Source organism: Cryobacterium glucosi (assembly GCF_004402235.1).
Classification (GTDB): domain Bacteria; phylum Actinomycetota; class Actinomycetes; order Actinomycetales; family Microbacteriaceae; genus Cryobacterium; species Cryobacterium glucosi.
On the sequence record NZ_SOFS01000005.1, the window covers coordinates 160,299 to 177,048 of the forward strand.

The window sequence follows — 16,750 nt, forward strand, 5'->3', positions numbered from 1 at the left end:
GGCTGTCGTGACGGCGTTCACTCGTGGAGCCCGCATTCTGTCTTGGCCAGGTTCGCCCAGCGTCCGGATCGGGGATCGTCGCCAGCGGCGACGGGCTTCGTGCACGGCGCGCAGCCGATGGAGGGGTACCCCTGCTCGAGCAGCGGGTTCACCGGAACCTGGTGGTAGCCGGCGTAGTCGAGGATGTCGTCGAAGCTCCACGCCGCGAGCGGGTTGACCTTGACGAGGCCGTTGCGCTCGTCCCAGGTCACGAGCGGGGTGTTCGCCCGGGTCGGTGCCTCGTCGCGTCGCACGCCGGTGAACCAGAGTTCGTAGCCCGTGAGCGAGCGCTGCAGGGGTTCGACCTTGCGCATCGCGCAGCAGAGGTTCGGGTCGCGGCTGAAGAGTTCCGCGCCGTGCTCGGCGTCCTGTTCCGGGACGGTCTTCGCGGGGAGCACGTCGACGATCCGCACCGGGAGAAGCCGGGCGACGGTGTCGCGGGTCTCGTAGGTCTCGGCGAAGTGGTACCCGGTGTCGAGGAAGAGCACGTCCACGCCGGGCAGCTGCGCGGCGACGACGTGCGGGAGGACGGCGTCGGCCATCGAGCACGCGACGGCGACGTGGGCGACGGGGAAGTTCGCCGCGACCCAGGCGACGACCTCGGCGTAGCCGGCCTCGCCGAGCTCAGCGGCTCCGCGGGCGGCGAGCGCCTTGAGTTCCTCGGCGCTCCGCCGGGGAGCGACGGCCGTCGTGGTGACGGTCGTGGGTCCGGTTCCGGTTGTGGTGTCGCTCATTGCAGGGCCTCCTCGTCGGCTCGGTGCGCCCAGACGGCAAAGGTCTCTGTCTCGCCGCGGTCGGCGAGGAAGCGGAGCACAATGCGTTCGACGTAGTCGGCGATGTCGTCAGCGGTCACCTTGAGGCCGCGGACGGTTCGGCCGAGACCGGCCTCTTCGCGGTCCTGCGAGGCGAGGCCGCCGCCGAGGTGCACCTGGAAGCCGGGGACCTGACCGCCGTTCCCGTCGGGGAGGAGCTGGCCCTTGAGCCCGATGTCCGCCGTCTGGATACGGGCGCAGGAGTTCGGGCAGCCGTTGACGTGCAGGCTGATCGGCTGGGGGACGTCGATGGACGCGAGCCGCTTCTCGAGCTCGAGCACGGCATCCGTCGCAGACTTCTTGGTCTCGACGATCGCGAGCTTGCAATACTCGATGCCCGTGCAGGCGATCGTCGACCGGCGGAACAGGCTCGGGCGCGCGGCGAGGCCGATCTCGTCGAGGGCCACGATCAGGGATTCGACGTTCTCCTCCGGGATGTCGAGGAGCACGAGCTTCTGGTGCGGGGTCGTGCGCAACCGGGTCGAGCCGTTCGCCTCGAGCAGGTCGGCGAGGCTGAGCAGGGTCGGGCCGGAGACGCGGCCGACGAACGGGGTGACACCGATGTAGTAGCGGCCGTCGGCCTGCTTGTGCACGCCGACGTGGTCGCCTGCGCGGGTGGGCGGCGGGGCGGCCGGGCCGTCGGGCAGCGATGAATCGAGGAACTCGTCTTCGAGGATCTGCCGGAACTTCTCGGGTCCCCAGTCGGCGAGCAGGAACTTGAGGCGGGCTTTGTTGCGCAGGCGCCGGTAGCCGTAATCGCGGAACAGGCTCGCGACGCCGTGCCAGACCTCGGCGACCCGGTCGGGAGTGATGAAGACGCCGAGCCGTTCGGCGAGGCGTGGGGCGGTGGAAAGGCCGCCGCCGACCCAGAGATCGAAGCCGACGCCGAGTTCGGGGTGCTCGACCGCGACGTAGGAGATGTCGTTGATCTCGTGCACGACGTCCTGGCTGGGACTTCCGGTGATGGCCGTCTTGAACTTCCGCGGCAGGTTCGCGAGGCTCTCGTCGCCGATGTAGCGTGCGGTGATGTCGGTGATCAGCCCGCTCGGGTCGATCAGTTCGTCCGCGGCGATGCCGGCGACGGGGGAGCCGAGGATGACGCGGGGTACGTCGCCGCAGGCCTCCGTGGTCTGCAGCCCGACCGCTTCGAGGCGGGTCCAGATCTCGGGGACGTCCTCGATCCGGATCCAGTGCAGCTGGATGTTCTGCCGGTCGGTGAGGTCGGCGGAGTCGCGGCCGAATTCATGGGAGATCTCGCCGATGACCCGGAGCTGGGTGGTCGTGAGCTGGCCGCCGTCGATGCGCACCCGCAACATGAAGTACTTGTCTTCGAGCTCGTGCGGCTCGAGGGTCGCGGTCTTGCCGCCGTCGATACCGGGCTTCCGCTGCGTGTAGAGGCCCCACCAGCGCATCCGGCCGTGCAGGTCGGTCCCCTCGATCGAATCGAAACCCTGCTTCGAGTAGATGTTCTCGACTCGCTCGCGGACGCTCAGGCCGCCGTCCTCCTGCTTCCAGGCTTCGTTGCCGTTGAGGGGGGCGGTTCCGTCCACCTTCCACTGGCCGTTGGGACGGCCGGCCTGGCGGTGGGGCCTGGCCGGCGTGGCCGCTTCGGTCTGGTTCGGTGACACGGGATCCTCCTTCGGCGCCGGCACAGCGCGAGCCATAGAGCAGCGTGAGCCGGGGTGCGTTGAAAGAATCTATCGAGAATGAGGTGGAATCACTCGTGTGCGTCGTAACGACCAGTCACGCACCGTAGCAGAGCGTCACACGGATGCGTCGGGCGGCATCCGCTCCTATAGTGTCGGTCGTTGCCGTAACGGCCCCTGTCCTGTTCTGGTCCCTGTCCGCTGTCGGAGGGTGGGCATAGTCTCGCCCCATGACCCAGGTGATCTACAACACGGCGACCTCGTTTACCGGCTTCATCGCGGACGAGTCGAATTCGCTGAGCTGGCTCTTCGCCGTCGACACGGCGGGACTCGAAGACCAGGACCTCTTTCTCGCCGGCATCGGCGTTGTCGTGGAGGGCTCCACGACATACGAGTGGGTGCTGCGTGAGGAGGAGCTGCTCGCCAATCCGCACAAGTGGCGGGAGTTCTACGGCGACCGGCCCACGTTCGTCTTCACCTCGCGCGACCTGCCAACGCCGGACGGGGCAGACGTGCGTTTTGTGCGCGGGAACGTCGCTGCGGCACTGCCGGCGATTCTCGCCGCTGCGGGGGAGAAAGACGTGTGGGTGGTCGGTGGGGGCGACCTCGCCGGCCAGTTCCTCGATGCCGACGCCCTCGACACGATCATGCTCTCGGTGGCGCCGGTCGCCCTGCCCGGTGCGGCACCGCTGCTGCCCAGGAGGGTGGAGTCCGACCGCCTCGAGCTCGTGAGTGCGACGGCCCAGGGCCAGTTCGCGATCCTCACCTATCGCGTGCGCCGTTAGCCGCGTCTCGCCGGCGCCGCCACTGTTCCGTGCCGCCGACCGCCGCGTCTGTTTCCGCAGGCCGCACCCTAAGCTGCGGGCGCGGGCTGCGAAAACGGGCGCGGTTCCATTTCCCGGAAGACCGGGATGCCGAGCGGCAGGAGGGTGACGACCACATAGAGCACGCCGATGATGAAGAAGGAGGCCTGCAGACCGACGGTGTCGGCGCCGATTCCGCCGAGCAGGGCCCCTGCAGGTACGCCGGCCCAGGCCCCGGCGTTGATCAGCCCGAACACCCGTGCGCGCATGCCCTCGGGTACTCGTTCCAACTCGACCGTGCCGAGAATCGGGTTGATGGCACCCGCGGCGACGCCGGAGAGGGCTGTCGCCGCGATCAGCCACGGGAAGGGGAGTCCGGCCGCGAACGCGAAGAGAGACGGACCACCGGCGAGGGCGAAGCAAACCGAGAACGTGACCCGTCGCGGCAGCCGGTGCGCGAAGAACCCGAAGACGACGGTACCGAGCAGCGCGCCTCCGCCCATCACGGCCACGAGTACCCCGAATGCCGCGGCGCCGCCCAGCGAATCGTGGGCGTAGAGCGGAAGCAGGGAGGAGCCGCGGGCGGCGTCGAACACGTTGGTGACGAGAACCAGGAGCACGACCGCACGCAGGAGCGGATCGCGCGTGACGAACCGGAAACCCTCAGCGAGTGCCGACCAGTAGCCATCGTTTGCCGGGAGCTCGGCCGCGGCGGGCATCCGCTCGCCGGTGAGGGGACGCGCGACGAACAGCCAGGTGATCATCGCCGAGAGCGCGAAGGTGCCCGCGTTGACGAAGAGGGCGTTCAGGGGGCCGATGCCGGCGATCAGGATGCCGCCGAGCGGGGCGCCGAGGAGGCGGGCGAGGCGTTCGGCTCCGTCGAGGAACCCGACGGAGCGTTCGAGACGGACGTGCGCCTCGGCAGAGAACGCGGGCAGCATGACCCGCCGCGCGGTCTGGCCGGGGGTGTCGAGGAGGCCGCTCAGGAAGACCAGGGCGAGCAGGCCCCAGAACGGGAGTCCGATCGTGAGCGCGAGGACGGGGATGGCGAGAACGGTCACCCCGCTGATCAGGTCGGCGAGGATGCTGGCGCGCCGGTAGCCGATCCGGTCGACGACGACCCCGCCGAGGGGGCCGCCGATGATGACCGGCGCCGTCGCGAAGAATGCCGCGGTGCCGACCTCGATCCCCGTTCCGCCCGTCGCGAGCACATAGAACGGAACCGCAAAGAGAGTGACGACGTTCCCGGTCTGAGACACGACGTGCGCCGCGAGCAGTGCGGTGAGAGACCGCAGCGCGCGGGTGGTCGCGACGGTCTTCGTCACGGGGTTCGGTAGGCCTGGTACACCAGGCTGACCCGCTCGGAGCCGTCCGCTTCGGTGTGGGCGGCGCTGAGTGCCAGGAACTTCTCGGTGATGACCTCGAGATCCTTCCGCAGCTCCGCGAGCTCGGCGACCGTGAGGCGCAGCCCTCGGTCGGAACTGGGGGCTGCACGCACCCAGTCCACGGGAAGAGCGGGCACGTTGTCGAGGTAGTGCGTGAAGTTGGCGGCGTAGATCTGCACGATCGCGCGCTGGAGAGCGGTCGATGCTGCCAGTGCCGAGGGGTCGCCGAGCAGGTCCGCCGGCTCCCAGGATGTGAGCGCGTGGCTCGACCGCCACCAGCGTTCGCGGCGATCGGTGCCAACGTCCGCGGCCTCCTGGATCAAACCGATGGACGCGAGTTTGGCCAGGTGGTAGCTCACAGTGCCCGGGGCCTCGTCGACGATGTCGCCGAGCAGGGCGGCGGTCTGGGGGCCGAGCTCGCGCAGGAGGCCGAGCAGACGCAGCCGGGTCGGGTGAGCCAGGACGCGCATGGATGCTGCGCTCGTGAGGTGTGCGGTACCACCGGTTTCAGGAGACATGCCGCCACGCTATCTCCACAACAACTATTGCGCAATAACTGTTGTGTTATTTGTTGGGGACGGGGAGTCGTGCCCTGAGGTGCAGACGGTCAGTCGGCGGAGGCGGAGGCGGCGGTGAGTGCGGTGCGATAGCGGTCGGTGACGACGGCGACGAGAAGCGGGCTCGCCGGCTCGGTGGGGAGGAGCAGGGGCGCCGTGACGGCATCCGCTCCTGCCTTCTCGACCAGCCGTTGGAAGAAGCCAGGGGCCAGCAGATAACTGCTCACCACGACCCGACGGCCGGGCCGCAGGATCCGCTCGATCGTGATGGCGCACGCGAGGCGTGGGCGCGCGGCGGACAGGAAACCGAGGGCGACATGGCGTCCGGCGGCGAGGGACAGCCGCTCGGCGACGACGCGGCACGCGGCGACTGCGCGGGCGTCGCTCGAGCCCGCGACCGCGAGCACGAGCGAGTCGTCGGCGTGGAGTGCGACCTCGTCGAGTCGTTCGCGGAGGAGCTCGATGAGGCGGTCGTCGGGTCCGAGCGCCTCGGTCAGGATGACCGAACGCGCGGAGGCCTCGGTTTCGCCGGTCACGGCATCGGTGAGATCGACGTAGACGTGGTATCCGGCGGACAGCAGCAACGGGACCACGACGGCCGGCACACCGGCCGGGAGCGTCGCCAGCGTCGAGGGTGCGTCAGGCTGCTGGACGTCGACATAGCCGAGGGCGGTGAGGAGCTCGGGTTCCGCCAGGGTCACGGCAGCCATGAGCCCGGCGACGGCCGCCTGCCCGGCCGCGGACGAGGTGCCATGGGCGATGCCGACGAGGGCGGGAGTGGTTGAGGCCGTCACCCCTCTATTCTGCACGCGCAGGCCGTTCGCGTGGCGACCGGTTGCCCGGTTCGGTTCGCTGCTTCCCTGTCCCGCCCGGTCGTGCTCGTCAGTCCGTGCCCGTGCTCGTCAGTCCGTGTCCGTGGTCGCGGCGGCCCCGGGCCCGAGGGGCCGGTTGCCGACGAAGATCCCGCCGGGATCGAGCCTGCGCTTGACGTTCGCGAGGCGCTCGAGCGATTCAGGAGGGAAACTGAAGGTCAGATCCTGGCCGGCGGTGAGGAAGGTCGGGACGGTCAGGCCGAGGGTGCTCCCCTCGAGCGCCCGGCGGAGCGGACCGAACACGGCCTCCGGGTCGGCGGGCCGCTGTTCCGTGAGGAACGAACCGGCGCAGGCCAGGAAACGTGCGTCGAGACGGCCGGCGACCGCCGCCGCATCCGCCCCCTGCTCGGCAATGGCACCGCCGAGGGCACGCAGGCCGAGAACGGTCACGCCCGCAGGAGTGGCCTCCTGGAAGGCCCGCGCGAGGGCGCCGAGGCCCGCTTCGTCTCCACCGGCGAAGGACGTGATCGCGGCCGTCCACTCGATTGTGGCGGCCGGTTCGGTCGGTTCGGCCGCGACCTCGGCGAGGTGCCCGATCGTGAACGGCCGGGTCTCGTCGGCGAGCACCGGTGTGCTTGCGAGCAGCGGTGCGAGGAGGGGCGCGGCGTCCTCAGCGGTTCCGACGAAGACCACCTCGGCGCTCGCGATCGTCTGGCCGCGGAGCGGCGCGGGCACCTGTACGATGTCGGGCAGATTGGTCAGGCCGAAGAAGATACTCAACTCGGGCGGGGCATCCGCCATGATCGCCGCAACGCTACCGAAGACGGTCCCTGCGGCGGACGCGGGGAAGACGATCGTTCCGCCGAAGAGGTCGGGAGCCGCATACAGGTCGATCTCGAGCGTGGTCACGATGCCGAACAGCCCGCCGCCGCCGCGCAGCGCCCACAGCAGTTCCGGATCGCTGTCCGCGGTGACCCGGCGCGGCTCACCGCCTGCATCGACGAGTTCGACCGCACGGATGCTGCGGGCCGCGATCCCGCGCCAGCGGCTGAACCAGGAGTGACCGCCCCCGAGGACGTGACCTGCGACGCTCACATCGGGATTGGACCCGGCGAGCGCCACGAGCCCGGAACCATCGAGGCGGCTCAGCAGGGCACCCCAGGACACGCCGGAGCCGACCCTGGCCACGCGTCGTTTCTGATCGATCACGATCTCGTCGAACGCGCTCGTGCGGACGAGGATGCATCCGGCGAGGTCGCCGCTCGGGCCGTGTCCGCGCGGCTGCACCACCACCCGGTGCCCGTCGGCGCGGGCGGCGGCGAGGATCCGCCGCAGGTCCTCCGGCCCGGCCGGGTACGCGACGGCGACCGGCCGTTGGTCGATCGCGAGGTTCCAGGGGGCGCGGGCACTGTCCCAGTCATCGTCGTATGCACGGACGAGCCTGCCGTCCATGGTCTCCGCGAGGTCGGTGAGCGCGCGGTCGGACGGAGATTCAGGTGTCATCATTCCTCCACAACGAGTCGGAAACGCGTACACGGCCGAGTCTCGGCCTATCCCGCCTCGCAGCCAACCCCGCGACTGAAACCGCGGCCGACCCGGTGTCGATGGCACGCTCGCGCCCGGAGGCAGGGTCCCGCGCTTAGGGTAGAGACATGGCAGAACGCACCCCGTGGTCACTCTCCGGCGCATTGCGCGGCATGTTCGCGAAGAAGACGATCGACGCCGACACCTGGGACGACCTCGAGGACGCACTCATCCAGGCCGACTTCGGCCCCCAGATCACCGAGGACATCGTCGCTGACCTGCGCGCCAAGGTCGCCAGGTACCACACGACAGACCCGGCCGACCTGCAGCGGATGCTGCGCGAAGGCCTCGAGGAACGCCTCTCCCGGCTCGACTCGACCCTCAACCTCAGCGCGCGCCCCGCCGTCGTGCTCGTCGTCGGCGTGAACGGCGTCGGGAAGACCACCACGATCGGCAAGTTCGCCAAGTTCCTGCGCGTCTATGACCGCAGCGTGCTGATCGGGGCTGCGGACACGTTCCGGGCCGCCGCTGTCGAGCAGCTCGCCACCTGGGCCGAACGCGCGGGCGCCGAGATCGTGAAGCCGCAGGCCCAGGGCCAGGACCCGGCATCCGTCGCCTTTCAGACCGTCGAGCGCGCGATCGCGACCGGCACCGAGATCGTGATCATCGACACAGCCGGCCGCCTGCAGACCAAGGGCGGCCTGATGGACGAGCTGACCAAGATCCGTCGCGTCATCGAGAAGCAGACGCCGATCGCCGAGGTGCTGCTCGTGCTCGATGCGACCACCGGCCAGAACGGACTGGCCCAGGCCGAGGCCTTCATCGAGCACGCCGGGGTCACCGGGCTTGTGCTCACGAAGCTCGACGGGTCCGCCAAGGGCGGATTCGTGCTCGCAGTGCAGGAGAAGACCGGTATTCCGATCAAGCTCGTCGGCCAGGGCGAGGGCATCAACGACCTCACCGGATTCACCCCGCACGTCTTCGCGCAAAAACTCGTCGGATAGGACGACCATGACCATCGAACACGATTTCTTCGGAATCCTCGGCAGCGACGACGAAGGCGAGATCTACTGGTCGGATTCGGCGGAACTGGGCGACCAGGACATCGAGATCGACCTCAGCTCGCCCGATGAATCCTCGGTTTCCGTCGAGGCGCTCGACATCGCGGCGTTCATGATCAATTCCCTCGAAGACCTCGACTCGCAGGCCCGCGAATCGCTCGTCGCCGAGCTCAGCGCCGAGGGGTCCGTCACCGCGCTCTACATCAACCAGTGCCTCGAGGAACTCGATGAGGAGGTCATCGACGACGCCCTGATCTGGGACTCCGGCGACAAGCAGATCGACTTCCTCCGCTCCATCCAGCTGCAGCGGATCGGCTTCCACCCGCACCACATCAAGAACGACGAGCACTTCGCGGTGCTCGACTATTCGATCAGCCCCACCGAGACCGACGCCCTGATCGTCGTGACGCTCGACGTGCACGGCGACACGATCGTGATCTCGCTCGACAGCTGAGGATTCGAGACCGGGCAACACCGGTTAAAGTAGAACCACAATGGCTACTTTTGGAAACCTCTCAGATCGCCTGGCCGAGACGTTCAAGAATCTCCGCACCAAGGGCAAGCTCAGTGCGGCGGATGTCGACGGCACCGTGCGCGAGATCCGTCGCGCCCTCCTCGACGCCGACGTCGCCCTCGACGTCGTCAAGGACTTCACCGCGCAGGTGCGCGAGCGCGCCCTCGGCGACGAGGTCAGCAAGGCGCTCAACCCGGCCCAGCAGGTCGTGCAGATCGTCAACGAGGAACTCATCCGCATCCTCGGCGGCCAGCAGCGCCGTCTCGAGTTCGCGAAGAAGCCGCCGACCATCATCATGCTCGCCGGCCTTCAGGGCGCGGGCAAGACCACCCTCGCCGGCAAGCTGGCGAAGTGGCTCGCCAAGGACGGGCACACCCCGATCCTCGTCGCCGCCGACCTCCAGCGTCCGAATGCCGTCACCCAGCTCCAGGTCGTGGGGCAGCAGGCCGGCGTGCCCGTGTATGCACCGGAACCGGGCAATGGCGTCGGCAATCCCGTCACGGTCGCCCGCGACGGCGTGAAGTTCGCCCAGCAGAAGCTCCACGACGTGGTCATCGTCGACACGGCCGGCCGCCTCGGCGTCGACGCCGAGATGATGAAGCAGGCCGCAGACATCCGCCGGGCCATCGACCCCGACGAGGTCCTCTTCGTGATCGACGCGATGATCGGCCAGGACGCCGTCGCGACCGCGAAGGCGTTCCAGGACGGCGTCGACTTCACCGGCGTCGTGCTGACCAAGCTCGATGGTGACGCCCGCGGTGGAGCAGCCCTCTCGGTCGCCTCGATGACGGGACGCCCGATCATGTTCGCGTCGACGGGTGAGAGCCTCGACGACTTCGAGCCCTTCCACCCCGACCGGATGGCGAGCCGGATCCTCGACCTCGGTGACATCCTCACCCTGATCGAACAGGCCCAGGGCGCCTTCGACGAGGACGAGGCGCGCAAGCTCGCCGAGAAGTTCCAGACCGACACCTTCACCCTCGACGACTTCCTCGGCCAGATGCAGCAGCTGCGCAACATGGGCTCGATCAAGAAGATGATGAGCATGCTCCCGGGCGCCGGGGCCATGAAGCAGCAGCTCGAGAATTTCGACGAGCGCGAGATCGTGCGCACAGAGGCCATCATCCAGTCGATGACCAAGGCCGAGCGCACCACCCCGAAACTCCTGAACGGATCACGCAGACTGCGCATCGCGCGGGGCTCCGGCTCGAGCGTGACCGAGGTGAACCAGCTCGTGCAGCGCTTCGAGCAGGCCGCGAAGATGATGAAGACCGTCGCCCGAGGTGGAATGCCGAACATCCCCGGCATGGGGCCGATGCCCGGCCTCGGCGGTGGGCGCGGCAAGCCCCAGCAGGCGAAGAAGAAGGGCTCGAAGTCGGGCAACCCGGCCAAGCGTGCCGCGGAGAACCTCGCGATCGCGTCCGGTGAGAAGCCGGCGGGCGCCGGCGCTGAGGCACCGACCGGCGGCGGCACCGGTTTCGGCCTCGGCGGCCGCAAGCCGGCAGTCGCCGGCAAGCCCGGCGGTCCCACCGACGAGGAGATGGCCGCCCTGCAGAAGATGCTCGGCCGCTAACCGTACCGCTCCCTGTACCTTTCCGGTCGAGAGTGACCGCTCAGCGGGTAACTCTCGACCGGACAGGTATGCCTCGGGCGTTTAGGCTGGGCGCATGACACTCACGAAGCCCGGTCCCGTCCGCATCGGCGCGCAGGTGGCGCCCCAGCATGCCGAGTACACGAAGATCCGCGACACCGTCGCAGAGGTCGAAGCACTCGGCACCGACGTCGCCTTCAACTGGGACCACTTCTTCCCGCTTTCCGGTGACCCGGACGGGCTGCACTTCGAATCCTGGACGATCCTCGCCGCGTGGGCTGAGCAGACCTCCCGGATCGAGATCGGCGCCCTCGTCAACTGCAACAGCTACCGCAACCCCGACCTGCAGGCCGACATGGCCCGCACGATCGACCACATCAGCGGCGGCCGCTTCATCTTCGGCACCGGCTCCGGCTGGTTCGAGCGCGACTACGACGAGTACGGCTACGAGTTCGGCACCGTCGGCAGCCGGCTCGACGCCCTCGCGGAGAACCTCCCACGCATCGAGGCGCGCTGGGGCAAGCTCAACCCGCCGCCCACCCGGAAGATCCCGGTGCTGATCGGCGGAGGTGGGGAGAAGAAGACCCTGCGCATCGTCGCCAAGCACGCCGACATCTGGCATTCCTTCTCGAGCCCCGAGGTACTCGAGCACAAGCTCGGCGTCCTCGCAGACTGGTGCGCGACGGTCGGGCGCGACCCGGCCGAGATCGAGGTGTCCACGGAGCTGCGCGGCCGCACGGTCGACGAGGCAGACGAGCTCTATGCGCTCGGGGCCCGCCTATTCACGATCGGGCTCTCCGGGCCGGCGTATGACCTCGCCCCGCTGACGGACTGGCTGGCCTGGCGCGACGCCAAGAACGCCGCCTAAACGGGCAAGGTGCCGCCGCGGAGTTCCGCGCTGAGCGCGGCCACGACGGCGGGCAGGCTGCCGCCGTTCGCCGCGGCGACGCGCAGCTGGCGCTGGTAGCTTGCGCCGGCATCCAGGATGCCGTTCAGCTGCAGCAGTTCGGTGAGGCAACCGAGGCGTTCCGCGGTGGGGGAGAGCACGCCGATCAGCCGGCGCACGTCGTCGGTCACGAGTCGTTCGGCGCCGCTCGAGTCGAGGATGATCTCCGCATCGAGCCCATATCGCGACGCACGCCACTTGTTCTCGCGCACGAACCACGGCTGCATGCTCGGGACCGGGCGTCCTGCGTCGAGCTCGGTGGACATCCACTCGACGAGGCACTGGATGAGCGCGGCGATCGCCCCGAGTTCGGTGGCCGTCGACACGCCGTCGCAGGCGCGAATCTCGATGGTGCCCCAGCGGGCAGAGGGGCGGATGTCCCAGCGCACCTCGGTCATGTCGTCGATGATCCCGGTTCGGGTCATGTCCTCGACATACCGTTCCCAGCTCGCCCAGTCCTCGAGGATCCAGGGCAGCCCCGCCGTCGGCAGCTGCTGGAACATCTGCGCGCGATTCGACGCATAACCGGTCTCGACGCCCGCCCAGAACGGACTGGACGCCGAGAGCGCCTGCAGGTGCGGGAGATAGCCGAGCAGGCCGTTCAGGATCGGGATGACCTTGTCGCGGTCCTCGATGCCGACGTGCACGTGGATGCCCCAGATCATCATGTTCCGGCCCCACCACTGGGTGCGGTCGATGAGCTTGTGGTACCGCTCCTTGTCCGTGACCTCCTGGTCGAACCACTGGCCGAACGGATGCGAGCCGCTGCAGATGAGGTCGACGCCCCGTGGGTCCGTGATCGCCCTGACCTCGTCGACCTGGCCGTAGACATCCGCAACGGCGCCCGCCACGGTCGTGTGAACACCGGAGACGAGCTCGACGGTGTTGAGCAGCAGCTCTCCGGTGATGTGCGGGTGCGGCGACCCGTCGGGGCCGCGCAGGGCATCGAGCACCTCGTCGGCGATGCAGACGAGGTCACCGGTCGACCGGTCGACGAGCGCGATCTCCCATTCGATGCCGATCGTCGATCGCGCTGATCGGGCGAATTCGATTCCCACGTGCGGTCCTTTGGTCGCGTGGCACCCGGCTGGGTGCTGGTCACAATCCTGACACCGATTGCAGGCGGCCTCCCGCACGAACGCGGAATCCGCTTTCGGCGGACACCCGGTGCCCGGTCGATTATCACATTGGGGCCGACATCTGACAGAATGATTAGTCGAGTTCTCCTGCGCCCGACCCTCTACTCTGACGCAGGAAAAAACCATCTTGAGCTTGTGCCGAGTGTGCCCCCACGCTCACGGCCCTCAGTTCGCCAAAAATCAAATACACAGGAGAATTGTGGCTGTCAAAATCCGTCTGAAGCGCATGGGCAAGATTCGTGCGCCGTACTACCGCATCGTTGTGGCCGACTCGCGCACCAAGCGCGACGGTCGCGTCATTGAAGAAATCGGCATCTACCACCCCACGCAGGAGCCCTCGGTCATCGAGATCAAGTCCGAGCGTGCACTGTACTGGCTCGGCGTTGGCGCCCTGCCCACCGAGCAGGTTGAGGCTCTCCTCAAGCTGACCGGCGACTGGGGCAAGTTCAAGGGTGACAAGAACGCCGTCAGCACCGTCAAGATCAAAGAGGCCAAGGTCGCTTTCGTCGCCGACGAGAAGAAGAAGCCGGTTCTCAAGCCCAAGGCTGAGAAGCCCGTTGTCAAGGAAGAGGCGCCCGTCGCCGAAGCCGCTGACGCAACAGAAGAGGACAAGGCGTAATTTTGCTCGCACCCGCGCTTGAGCACCTCGTCAAGGGAATCGTTGACCACCCGGACGATGTGCACGTTGCTGCCCAGAACTCACCGCGTGGCGAGGTGCTCGAGGTTCGCGTGAACCCCGAGGACCTCGGCCGCGTCATCGGTCGTTCCGGACGGACCGCAAAGGCCCTGCGCACCCTTGTGGCTGCCCTGGCCGATGGCAAGCGCGTGCGGGTCGACGTCGTCGACACCGATTTCTGAGCCGGCGGTGAGCCTCGTGAACGACACTCTGGTACCCAGAGCCCAGTCGCCCCGAGCCCAGCTGCGGGTTGGTCGCCTGACCAAGGCCCATGGCCTCAAGGGCGCCATCAAGCTCGAACTGTTCACGGATGACCCGGGGCGACGTTTCGTCCCGGGCGCCGTGTTCACGCTTCAGGTTCCCACCGGGTCCCCGTGGCACGGTAAGAAGATCGAGCTCGTCGAGCTCCGCTGGTACAACCAGCACGCCGTCGGCTTCTTCAAGGATGTCCCCGACCGGGAAGCGGCTGAGGCACTCGCCAAGGCCATCCTGTGGATCGACCAGGACGACGACGAAGAATCCGACGAAGAAGACGCCTGGTACGACCACCAGCTCGTCGGCCTCAAGGTCGTGCGTGACGGGGTGCAGATCGGTACCATCGGCCGTCTCGAACACCTTCCGGCCCAGGACCTCCTGATCGTCAAGACCGCGACCGGTGACGTCATGGTGCCCTTCGTGAAGGCAATCGTTCCCTCCGTCGACATCGCGACGGGTATCGTCACGATCACCCCTCCGCCCGGACTGCTCGAAGAGCTCCCCGAGGAGCCGGACGACGAGCCCGAAACCCCGCTCGAAGCGGATGCCGCAACCCACGAACCCGACGCCGGTGCCGAGCCGGACGCCGAGCACACACCAGACCAGAACGGCGCATAGGCGCGACCGGGATCAACCCGGGGGAAGGCGCGCCGCGCCCGCTGGCTCCTCCACTCCCCACGACGCGGCAGCCCTTGCAAGGAGAACCGCCTGTGTCGTACGTCCAGCCCGACAAACTCATCGATGACATCATTCATTCGGGTGTCGTTAAATCGAACCTGACCATTAAGCAGATGATCATCCGCGGAACCCTGTCCGGGGCGATCCTGGGCGCGGCAACGGCGGTGTCCCTGACCGCGGCCGCCCAGACCGGGCTTCCCATCGTGGGCGCCGTGCTGTTCCCGGTCGGATTCGCCATTATCCTGCTGCTCGGACTCGAGCTCGTCACGGGAAGCTTCGCGCTGATCCCGCTCGCGATCCTCGAGGGACGAACGACCATTAAAAAGGGCCTCACCAATTTCGGTGTCGTCATCGCCGCCCACCTGTTCGGCGCCGTGCTCTTCGGCTTCCTCTACGTCGTCTCGATCACCTACATGGGCACCGTGACCACAGACCCGATGGTCCAGGCCATCGTGCATCTAGCCGAGCACAAGGTTCTGCCGTATGAAGCGGTCGGCCCTGGCGGAATCGTCGTCGCGATCATCAAGGCGATGCTCTGTAACTGGATGGTCGCGATCGGCACGATCATGTTCTACACGTCGAAGTCCACCGCAGGAAAGATCCTCGCGATGTGGCTTCCGGTCACGATCTTCTTCAGCCTCGGACTCGAGCACGCGATCGTGAACATGTTCGTCATCCCCGCCGGCATGATGCTCGGCGCCCCGATCAGCATCGGCCAGTGGCTGCTCTGGAACCAGATTCCCGTTCTCGTCGGCAACCTGCTCGGTGCGATCCTTTTCACCGCCCTGCCGGTGTACTTCTCGCACCGCACCCGGGTCAACCGTGCCGCCCACCTGGAAGCGAGCGCTACGACCGCGACCGACGCCGAAACCGCGGACGAGTCCGTTCCCGTCCACGCCTAGGCTTTCTTCGTGCGCATCGATATCCTCACCATCTTCCCGGAGTTCTTCTCTGTCCTCGACGTCTCCCTGCTCGGCAAGGCCAGGCAGTCCGGACTCATCGAGGTGCTCGTGCACAACCTGCGCGACCACACCCACGACCGGCACAACACCGTCGACGACACCCCGTACGGCGGCGGCGCCGGCATGGTGATGAAGCCGGAACCCTGGGGCGAGGCTCTCGACGCGATCCTCGACGAGACCACCGACGCGCCCACTGAAGCTGGCGGCGACGCGGCAGCGGATGCCACGGCGAACGACGCAGGGCCGCTCCTGATCTTCCCGTCCCCGGCCGGCGACCTCTTCACCCAGAAGATGGCCCGCGAACTGGCCGCCGAACCGCACCTCGTCTTCGGCTGCGGGCGATACGAAGGCATCGACCAACGCGTCTTCGACCACTTCGCCTCCCGCGGGCGCGTCAGGCTGGTCAGCCTCGGCGACTATGTGCTCAACGGGGGAGAGGTCGCGGTGATGGCCATGATCGAGGCCGTCGGCCGGCTCATCCCCGGCATGGTCGGCAACCCCGAGAGCCTCGTCGAGGAGTCCCACGAGGACGGACTCCTCGAATACCCGAGCTACACCAAGCCGTCCAGCTGGCGCGGTCTCGACGTACCCCCGGTGCTCCTGAGCGGCAACCACGGTGCCATCGCTACGTGGCGCCACGACCAGCAGCTCGAGCGCACCATGCGGGTCCGGCCCGACCTTCTGCCTCCAGCGAACGCAGAGCCAGCCGAAGGCGTCCGCGAGTAGTCTGGCTTCGTGTTCCTACGCAGGGTCTTCTATCGCTGGCAATTCCTTGCCGTGCTCGTGCTTCCGGCGTGGCTCCTGATCGGCGCGTCCCTCTTCAAGTCGAGCGGATGGGCCGTGCTCGGCAGCTTCTTCGGCGGCATCGTGCTCGGCCTCGGCCTGCTGGCCGTCGCCCTGCTCTTCTTCGCCCGCACCGAGGTGCGGCTGGAGCGGGCAGTGTCCTGGCGTGACGTCGGCGTGCTCACCCTGTGGCACGCCCTGATCGTGGCCTTCGGCTTCACGGCGGGTGCGAGCTGGCTGCCGTTCCTGGTCGTGCTCGTCGGGCTCGCAGCCTTCTGGTTCGCCATCTGGGAGCTCTTCGCGAGTGCCAGGAGCCGGATGCAGGCGATGATCGTGCTGATCGACGAGACCGCCAGAGGTGGGGCCCCGACCGAACCGGCCGCGGGGGAGCATCCGTCGCCCATCGGCTTCGAACCCACCCCGGACCCGTCGGTCATCGTCGTGCGGGAGAAGCCGAAAGACACCTAGCCGGCCCGGTTTTGCCGGAGGCGCGGATCGTGACATAATCAGCGATTGTGCCGTAGCATGCCTCTGCCACAGGGGAGCTGCACCGTTCGGCACGGTCTT

18 protein-coding genes are annotated in these 16,750 nt (G+C 67.9%); 11 read left to right on the plus strand and 7 right to left on the minus strand.

What is annotated here, in order from left to right:
* Nucleotides 1–17: 17 nt before the first annotated feature.
* Both E3O46_RS01105 and E3O46_RS01110 read right to left on the minus strand, forming a co-directional pair.
* Nucleotides 18–773 (minus strand): phosphoadenylyl-sulfate reductase, encoded by a 756-nt coding sequence (locus E3O46_RS01105; protein WP_134447567.1) that lies wholly within the window; start codon nucleotides 771–773, stop codon nucleotides 18–20.
* Nucleotides 770–2,479 (minus strand): nitrite/sulfite reductase, encoded by a 1,710-nt coding sequence (locus E3O46_RS01110; RefSeq protein WP_241987309.1) that lies wholly within the window; start codon nucleotides 2,477–2,479, stop codon nucleotides 770–772. Before E3O46_RS01110 ends, E3O46_RS01105 begins: the two co-directional genes overlap by 4 nt.
* A 248-nt stretch (nucleotides 2,480–2,727) precedes the next feature.
* Here E3O46_RS01110 and E3O46_RS01115 point away from each other — a divergent pair, with 248 nt between their 5' ends.
* The gene (locus E3O46_RS01115) at nucleotides 2,728–3,282 is read left to right on the plus strand and encodes a dihydrofolate reductase family protein (RefSeq protein ID WP_134447571.1); all 555 of its coding nucleotides are present in this window, start codon (nucleotides 2,728–2,730) and stop codon (nucleotides 3,280–3,282) included.
* Nucleotides 3,283–3,350: 68 nt separating this feature from the next.
* Here the strand turns inward: E3O46_RS01115 and E3O46_RS01120 are convergent, their stop codons facing one another.
* The 4 genes from E3O46_RS01120 to E3O46_RS01135 all read right to left on the minus strand — a co-directional run bounded on the left by E3O46_RS01120 (nucleotide 3,351) and on the right by E3O46_RS01135 (nucleotide 7,557).
* Entirely contained in the window at nucleotides 3,351–4,625 is a 1,275-nt protein-coding gene (locus E3O46_RS01120) for an MFS transporter (protein ID WP_134560942.1), read from the minus strand.
* Nucleotides 4,622–5,203, minus strand: a complete 582-nt coding sequence (locus E3O46_RS01125; protein WP_134560943.1) for a helix-turn-helix domain-containing protein — start codon at nucleotides 5,201–5,203, stop codon at nucleotides 4,622–4,624. The genes E3O46_RS01120 and E3O46_RS01125 overlap by 4 nt, the downstream gene beginning before the upstream one ends.
* An 89-nt stretch (nucleotides 5,204–5,292) precedes the next feature.
* Nucleotides 5,293–6,036 carry a sirohydrochlorin chelatase gene (locus E3O46_RS01130; protein ID WP_241987310.1) on the minus strand — a complete coding sequence of 248 codons (744 nt, stop codon included), beginning with the start codon at nucleotides 6,034–6,036 and terminating at the stop codon, nucleotides 5,293–5,295.
* 108 nt (nucleotides 6,037–6,144) lie between these two features.
* Nucleotides 6,145–7,557, minus strand: coding sequence for an FAD-binding oxidoreductase (locus E3O46_RS01135; RefSeq protein ID WP_166791002.1), 1,413 nt, complete (start codon nucleotides 7,555–7,557; stop codon nucleotides 6,145–6,147).
* 149 nt (nucleotides 7,558–7,706) lie between these two features.
* On the opposite strand from E3O46_RS01135, the gene ftsY reads away from it, so the two are divergent.
* The 4 genes from ftsY (at nucleotide 7,707) to E3O46_RS01155 (ending at nucleotide 11,612) form a co-directional block, all read left to right on the plus strand.
* Complete coding sequence (gene ftsY, locus E3O46_RS01140; protein WP_134447580.1) at nucleotides 7,707–8,582, plus strand: signal recognition particle-docking protein FtsY; 876 nt, start codon at nucleotides 7,707–7,709, stop codon at nucleotides 8,580–8,582.
* 7 nt (nucleotides 8,583–8,589) lie between these two features.
* Nucleotides 8,590–9,093, plus strand: coding sequence for a DUF2004 domain-containing protein (locus E3O46_RS01145; protein ID WP_134447581.1), 504 nt, complete (start codon nucleotides 8,590–8,592; stop codon nucleotides 9,091–9,093).
* A 40-nt stretch (nucleotides 9,094–9,133) separates the two neighbouring features.
* On the plus strand, nucleotides 9,134–10,726 hold the full coding sequence (gene ffh, locus E3O46_RS01150; RefSeq protein ID WP_134447582.1) for a signal recognition particle protein: 1,593 nt from the start codon (nucleotides 9,134–9,136) through the stop codon (nucleotides 10,724–10,726).
* A 94-nt stretch (nucleotides 10,727–10,820) separates the two neighbouring features.
* The gene (locus E3O46_RS01155) at nucleotides 10,821–11,612 is read left to right on the plus strand and encodes an LLM class F420-dependent oxidoreductase (RefSeq protein WP_134560945.1); all 792 of its coding nucleotides are present in this window, start codon (nucleotides 10,821–10,823) and stop codon (nucleotides 11,610–11,612) included.
* On the opposite strand, the gene E3O46_RS01160 is transcribed toward E3O46_RS01155, so the two are convergent.
* Entirely contained in the window at nucleotides 11,609–12,748 is a 1,140-nt protein-coding gene (locus tag E3O46_RS01160) for a glutamate--cysteine ligase (protein WP_134447585.1), read from the minus strand. The two genes, E3O46_RS01155 and E3O46_RS01160, sit on opposite strands and share 4 nt — an antisense overlap.
* A 280-nt stretch (nucleotides 12,749–13,028) precedes the next feature.
* On the opposite strand from E3O46_RS01160, the gene rpsP reads away from it, so the two are divergent.
* From rpsP to E3O46_RS01190, 6 genes are all read left to right on the plus strand, one after another.
* On the plus strand, nucleotides 13,029–13,448 hold the full coding sequence (gene rpsP, locus E3O46_RS01165; protein ID WP_134447587.1) for a 30S ribosomal protein S16: 420 nt from the start codon (nucleotides 13,029–13,031) through the stop codon (nucleotides 13,446–13,448).
* A 2-nt stretch (nucleotides 13,449–13,450) separates the two neighbouring features.
* The gene (locus E3O46_RS01170) at nucleotides 13,451–13,687 is read left to right on the plus strand and encodes an RNA-binding protein (protein WP_134447589.1); all 237 of its coding nucleotides are present in this window, start codon (nucleotides 13,451–13,453) and stop codon (nucleotides 13,685–13,687) included.
* 16 nt (nucleotides 13,688–13,703) lie between these two features.
* Nucleotides 13,704–14,378: a ribosome maturation factor RimM gene (gene rimM, locus E3O46_RS01175; protein WP_241987311.1), complete on the plus strand. Its 675-nt coding sequence runs from the start codon at nucleotides 13,704–13,706 to the stop codon at nucleotides 14,376–14,378.
* 92 nt (nucleotides 14,379–14,470) lie between these two features.
* The gene (locus E3O46_RS01180) at nucleotides 14,471–15,340 is read left to right on the plus strand and encodes a formate/nitrite transporter family protein (protein ID WP_134447593.1); all 870 of its coding nucleotides are present in this window, start codon (nucleotides 14,471–14,473) and stop codon (nucleotides 15,338–15,340) included.
* Between the two features lie 9 nt (nucleotides 15,341–15,349).
* Nucleotides 15,350–16,126: a tRNA (guanosine(37)-N1)-methyltransferase TrmD gene (trmD, locus tag E3O46_RS01185; protein ID WP_134560947.1), complete on the plus strand. Its 777-nt coding sequence runs from the start codon at nucleotides 15,350–15,352 to the stop codon at nucleotides 16,124–16,126.
* Between the two features lie 9 nt (nucleotides 16,127–16,135).
* Nucleotides 16,136–16,651, plus strand: a complete 516-nt coding sequence (locus E3O46_RS01190; RefSeq protein ID WP_134560948.1) for an MFS transporter — start codon at nucleotides 16,136–16,138, stop codon at nucleotides 16,649–16,651.
* Nucleotides 16,652–16,750: the final 99 nt, after the last annotated feature.

Excerpts from the sequence above, each read along its gene's own strand:
- E3O46_RS01125 (WP_134560943.1), bottom strand. The coding sequence starts at position 5,203 with ATGTCTCCTGAAACCGGTGGTACCGCACACCTCACGAGCGCAGCATCC.
- ffh (WP_134447582.1), top strand. The coding sequence starts at position 9,134 with ATGGCTACTTTTGGAAACCTCTCAGATCGCCTGGCCGAGACGTTCAAG.
- E3O46_RS01115 (WP_134447571.1), top strand. The coding sequence starts at position 2,728 with ATGACCCAGGTGATCTACAACACGGCGACCTCGTTTACCGGCTTCATC.
- ftsY (WP_134447580.1), top strand. The coding sequence starts at position 7,707 with ATGGCAGAACGCACCCCGTGGTCACTCTCCGGCGCATTGCGCGGCATG.
- E3O46_RS01145 (WP_134447581.1), top strand. The coding sequence starts at position 8,590 with ATGACCATCGAACACGATTTCTTCGGAATCCTCGGCAGCGACGACGAA.
- E3O46_RS01155 (WP_134560945.1), top strand. The coding sequence starts at position 10,821 with ATGACACTCACGAAGCCCGGTCCCGTCCGCATCGGCGCGCAGGTGGCG.
- E3O46_RS01135 (WP_166791002.1), bottom strand. The coding sequence starts at position 7,557 with ATGACACCTGAATCTCCGTCCGACCGCGCGCTCACCGACCTCGCGGAG.
- E3O46_RS01105 (WP_134447567.1), bottom strand. The coding sequence starts at position 773 with ATGAGCGACACCACAACCGGAACCGGACCCACGACCGTCACCACGACG.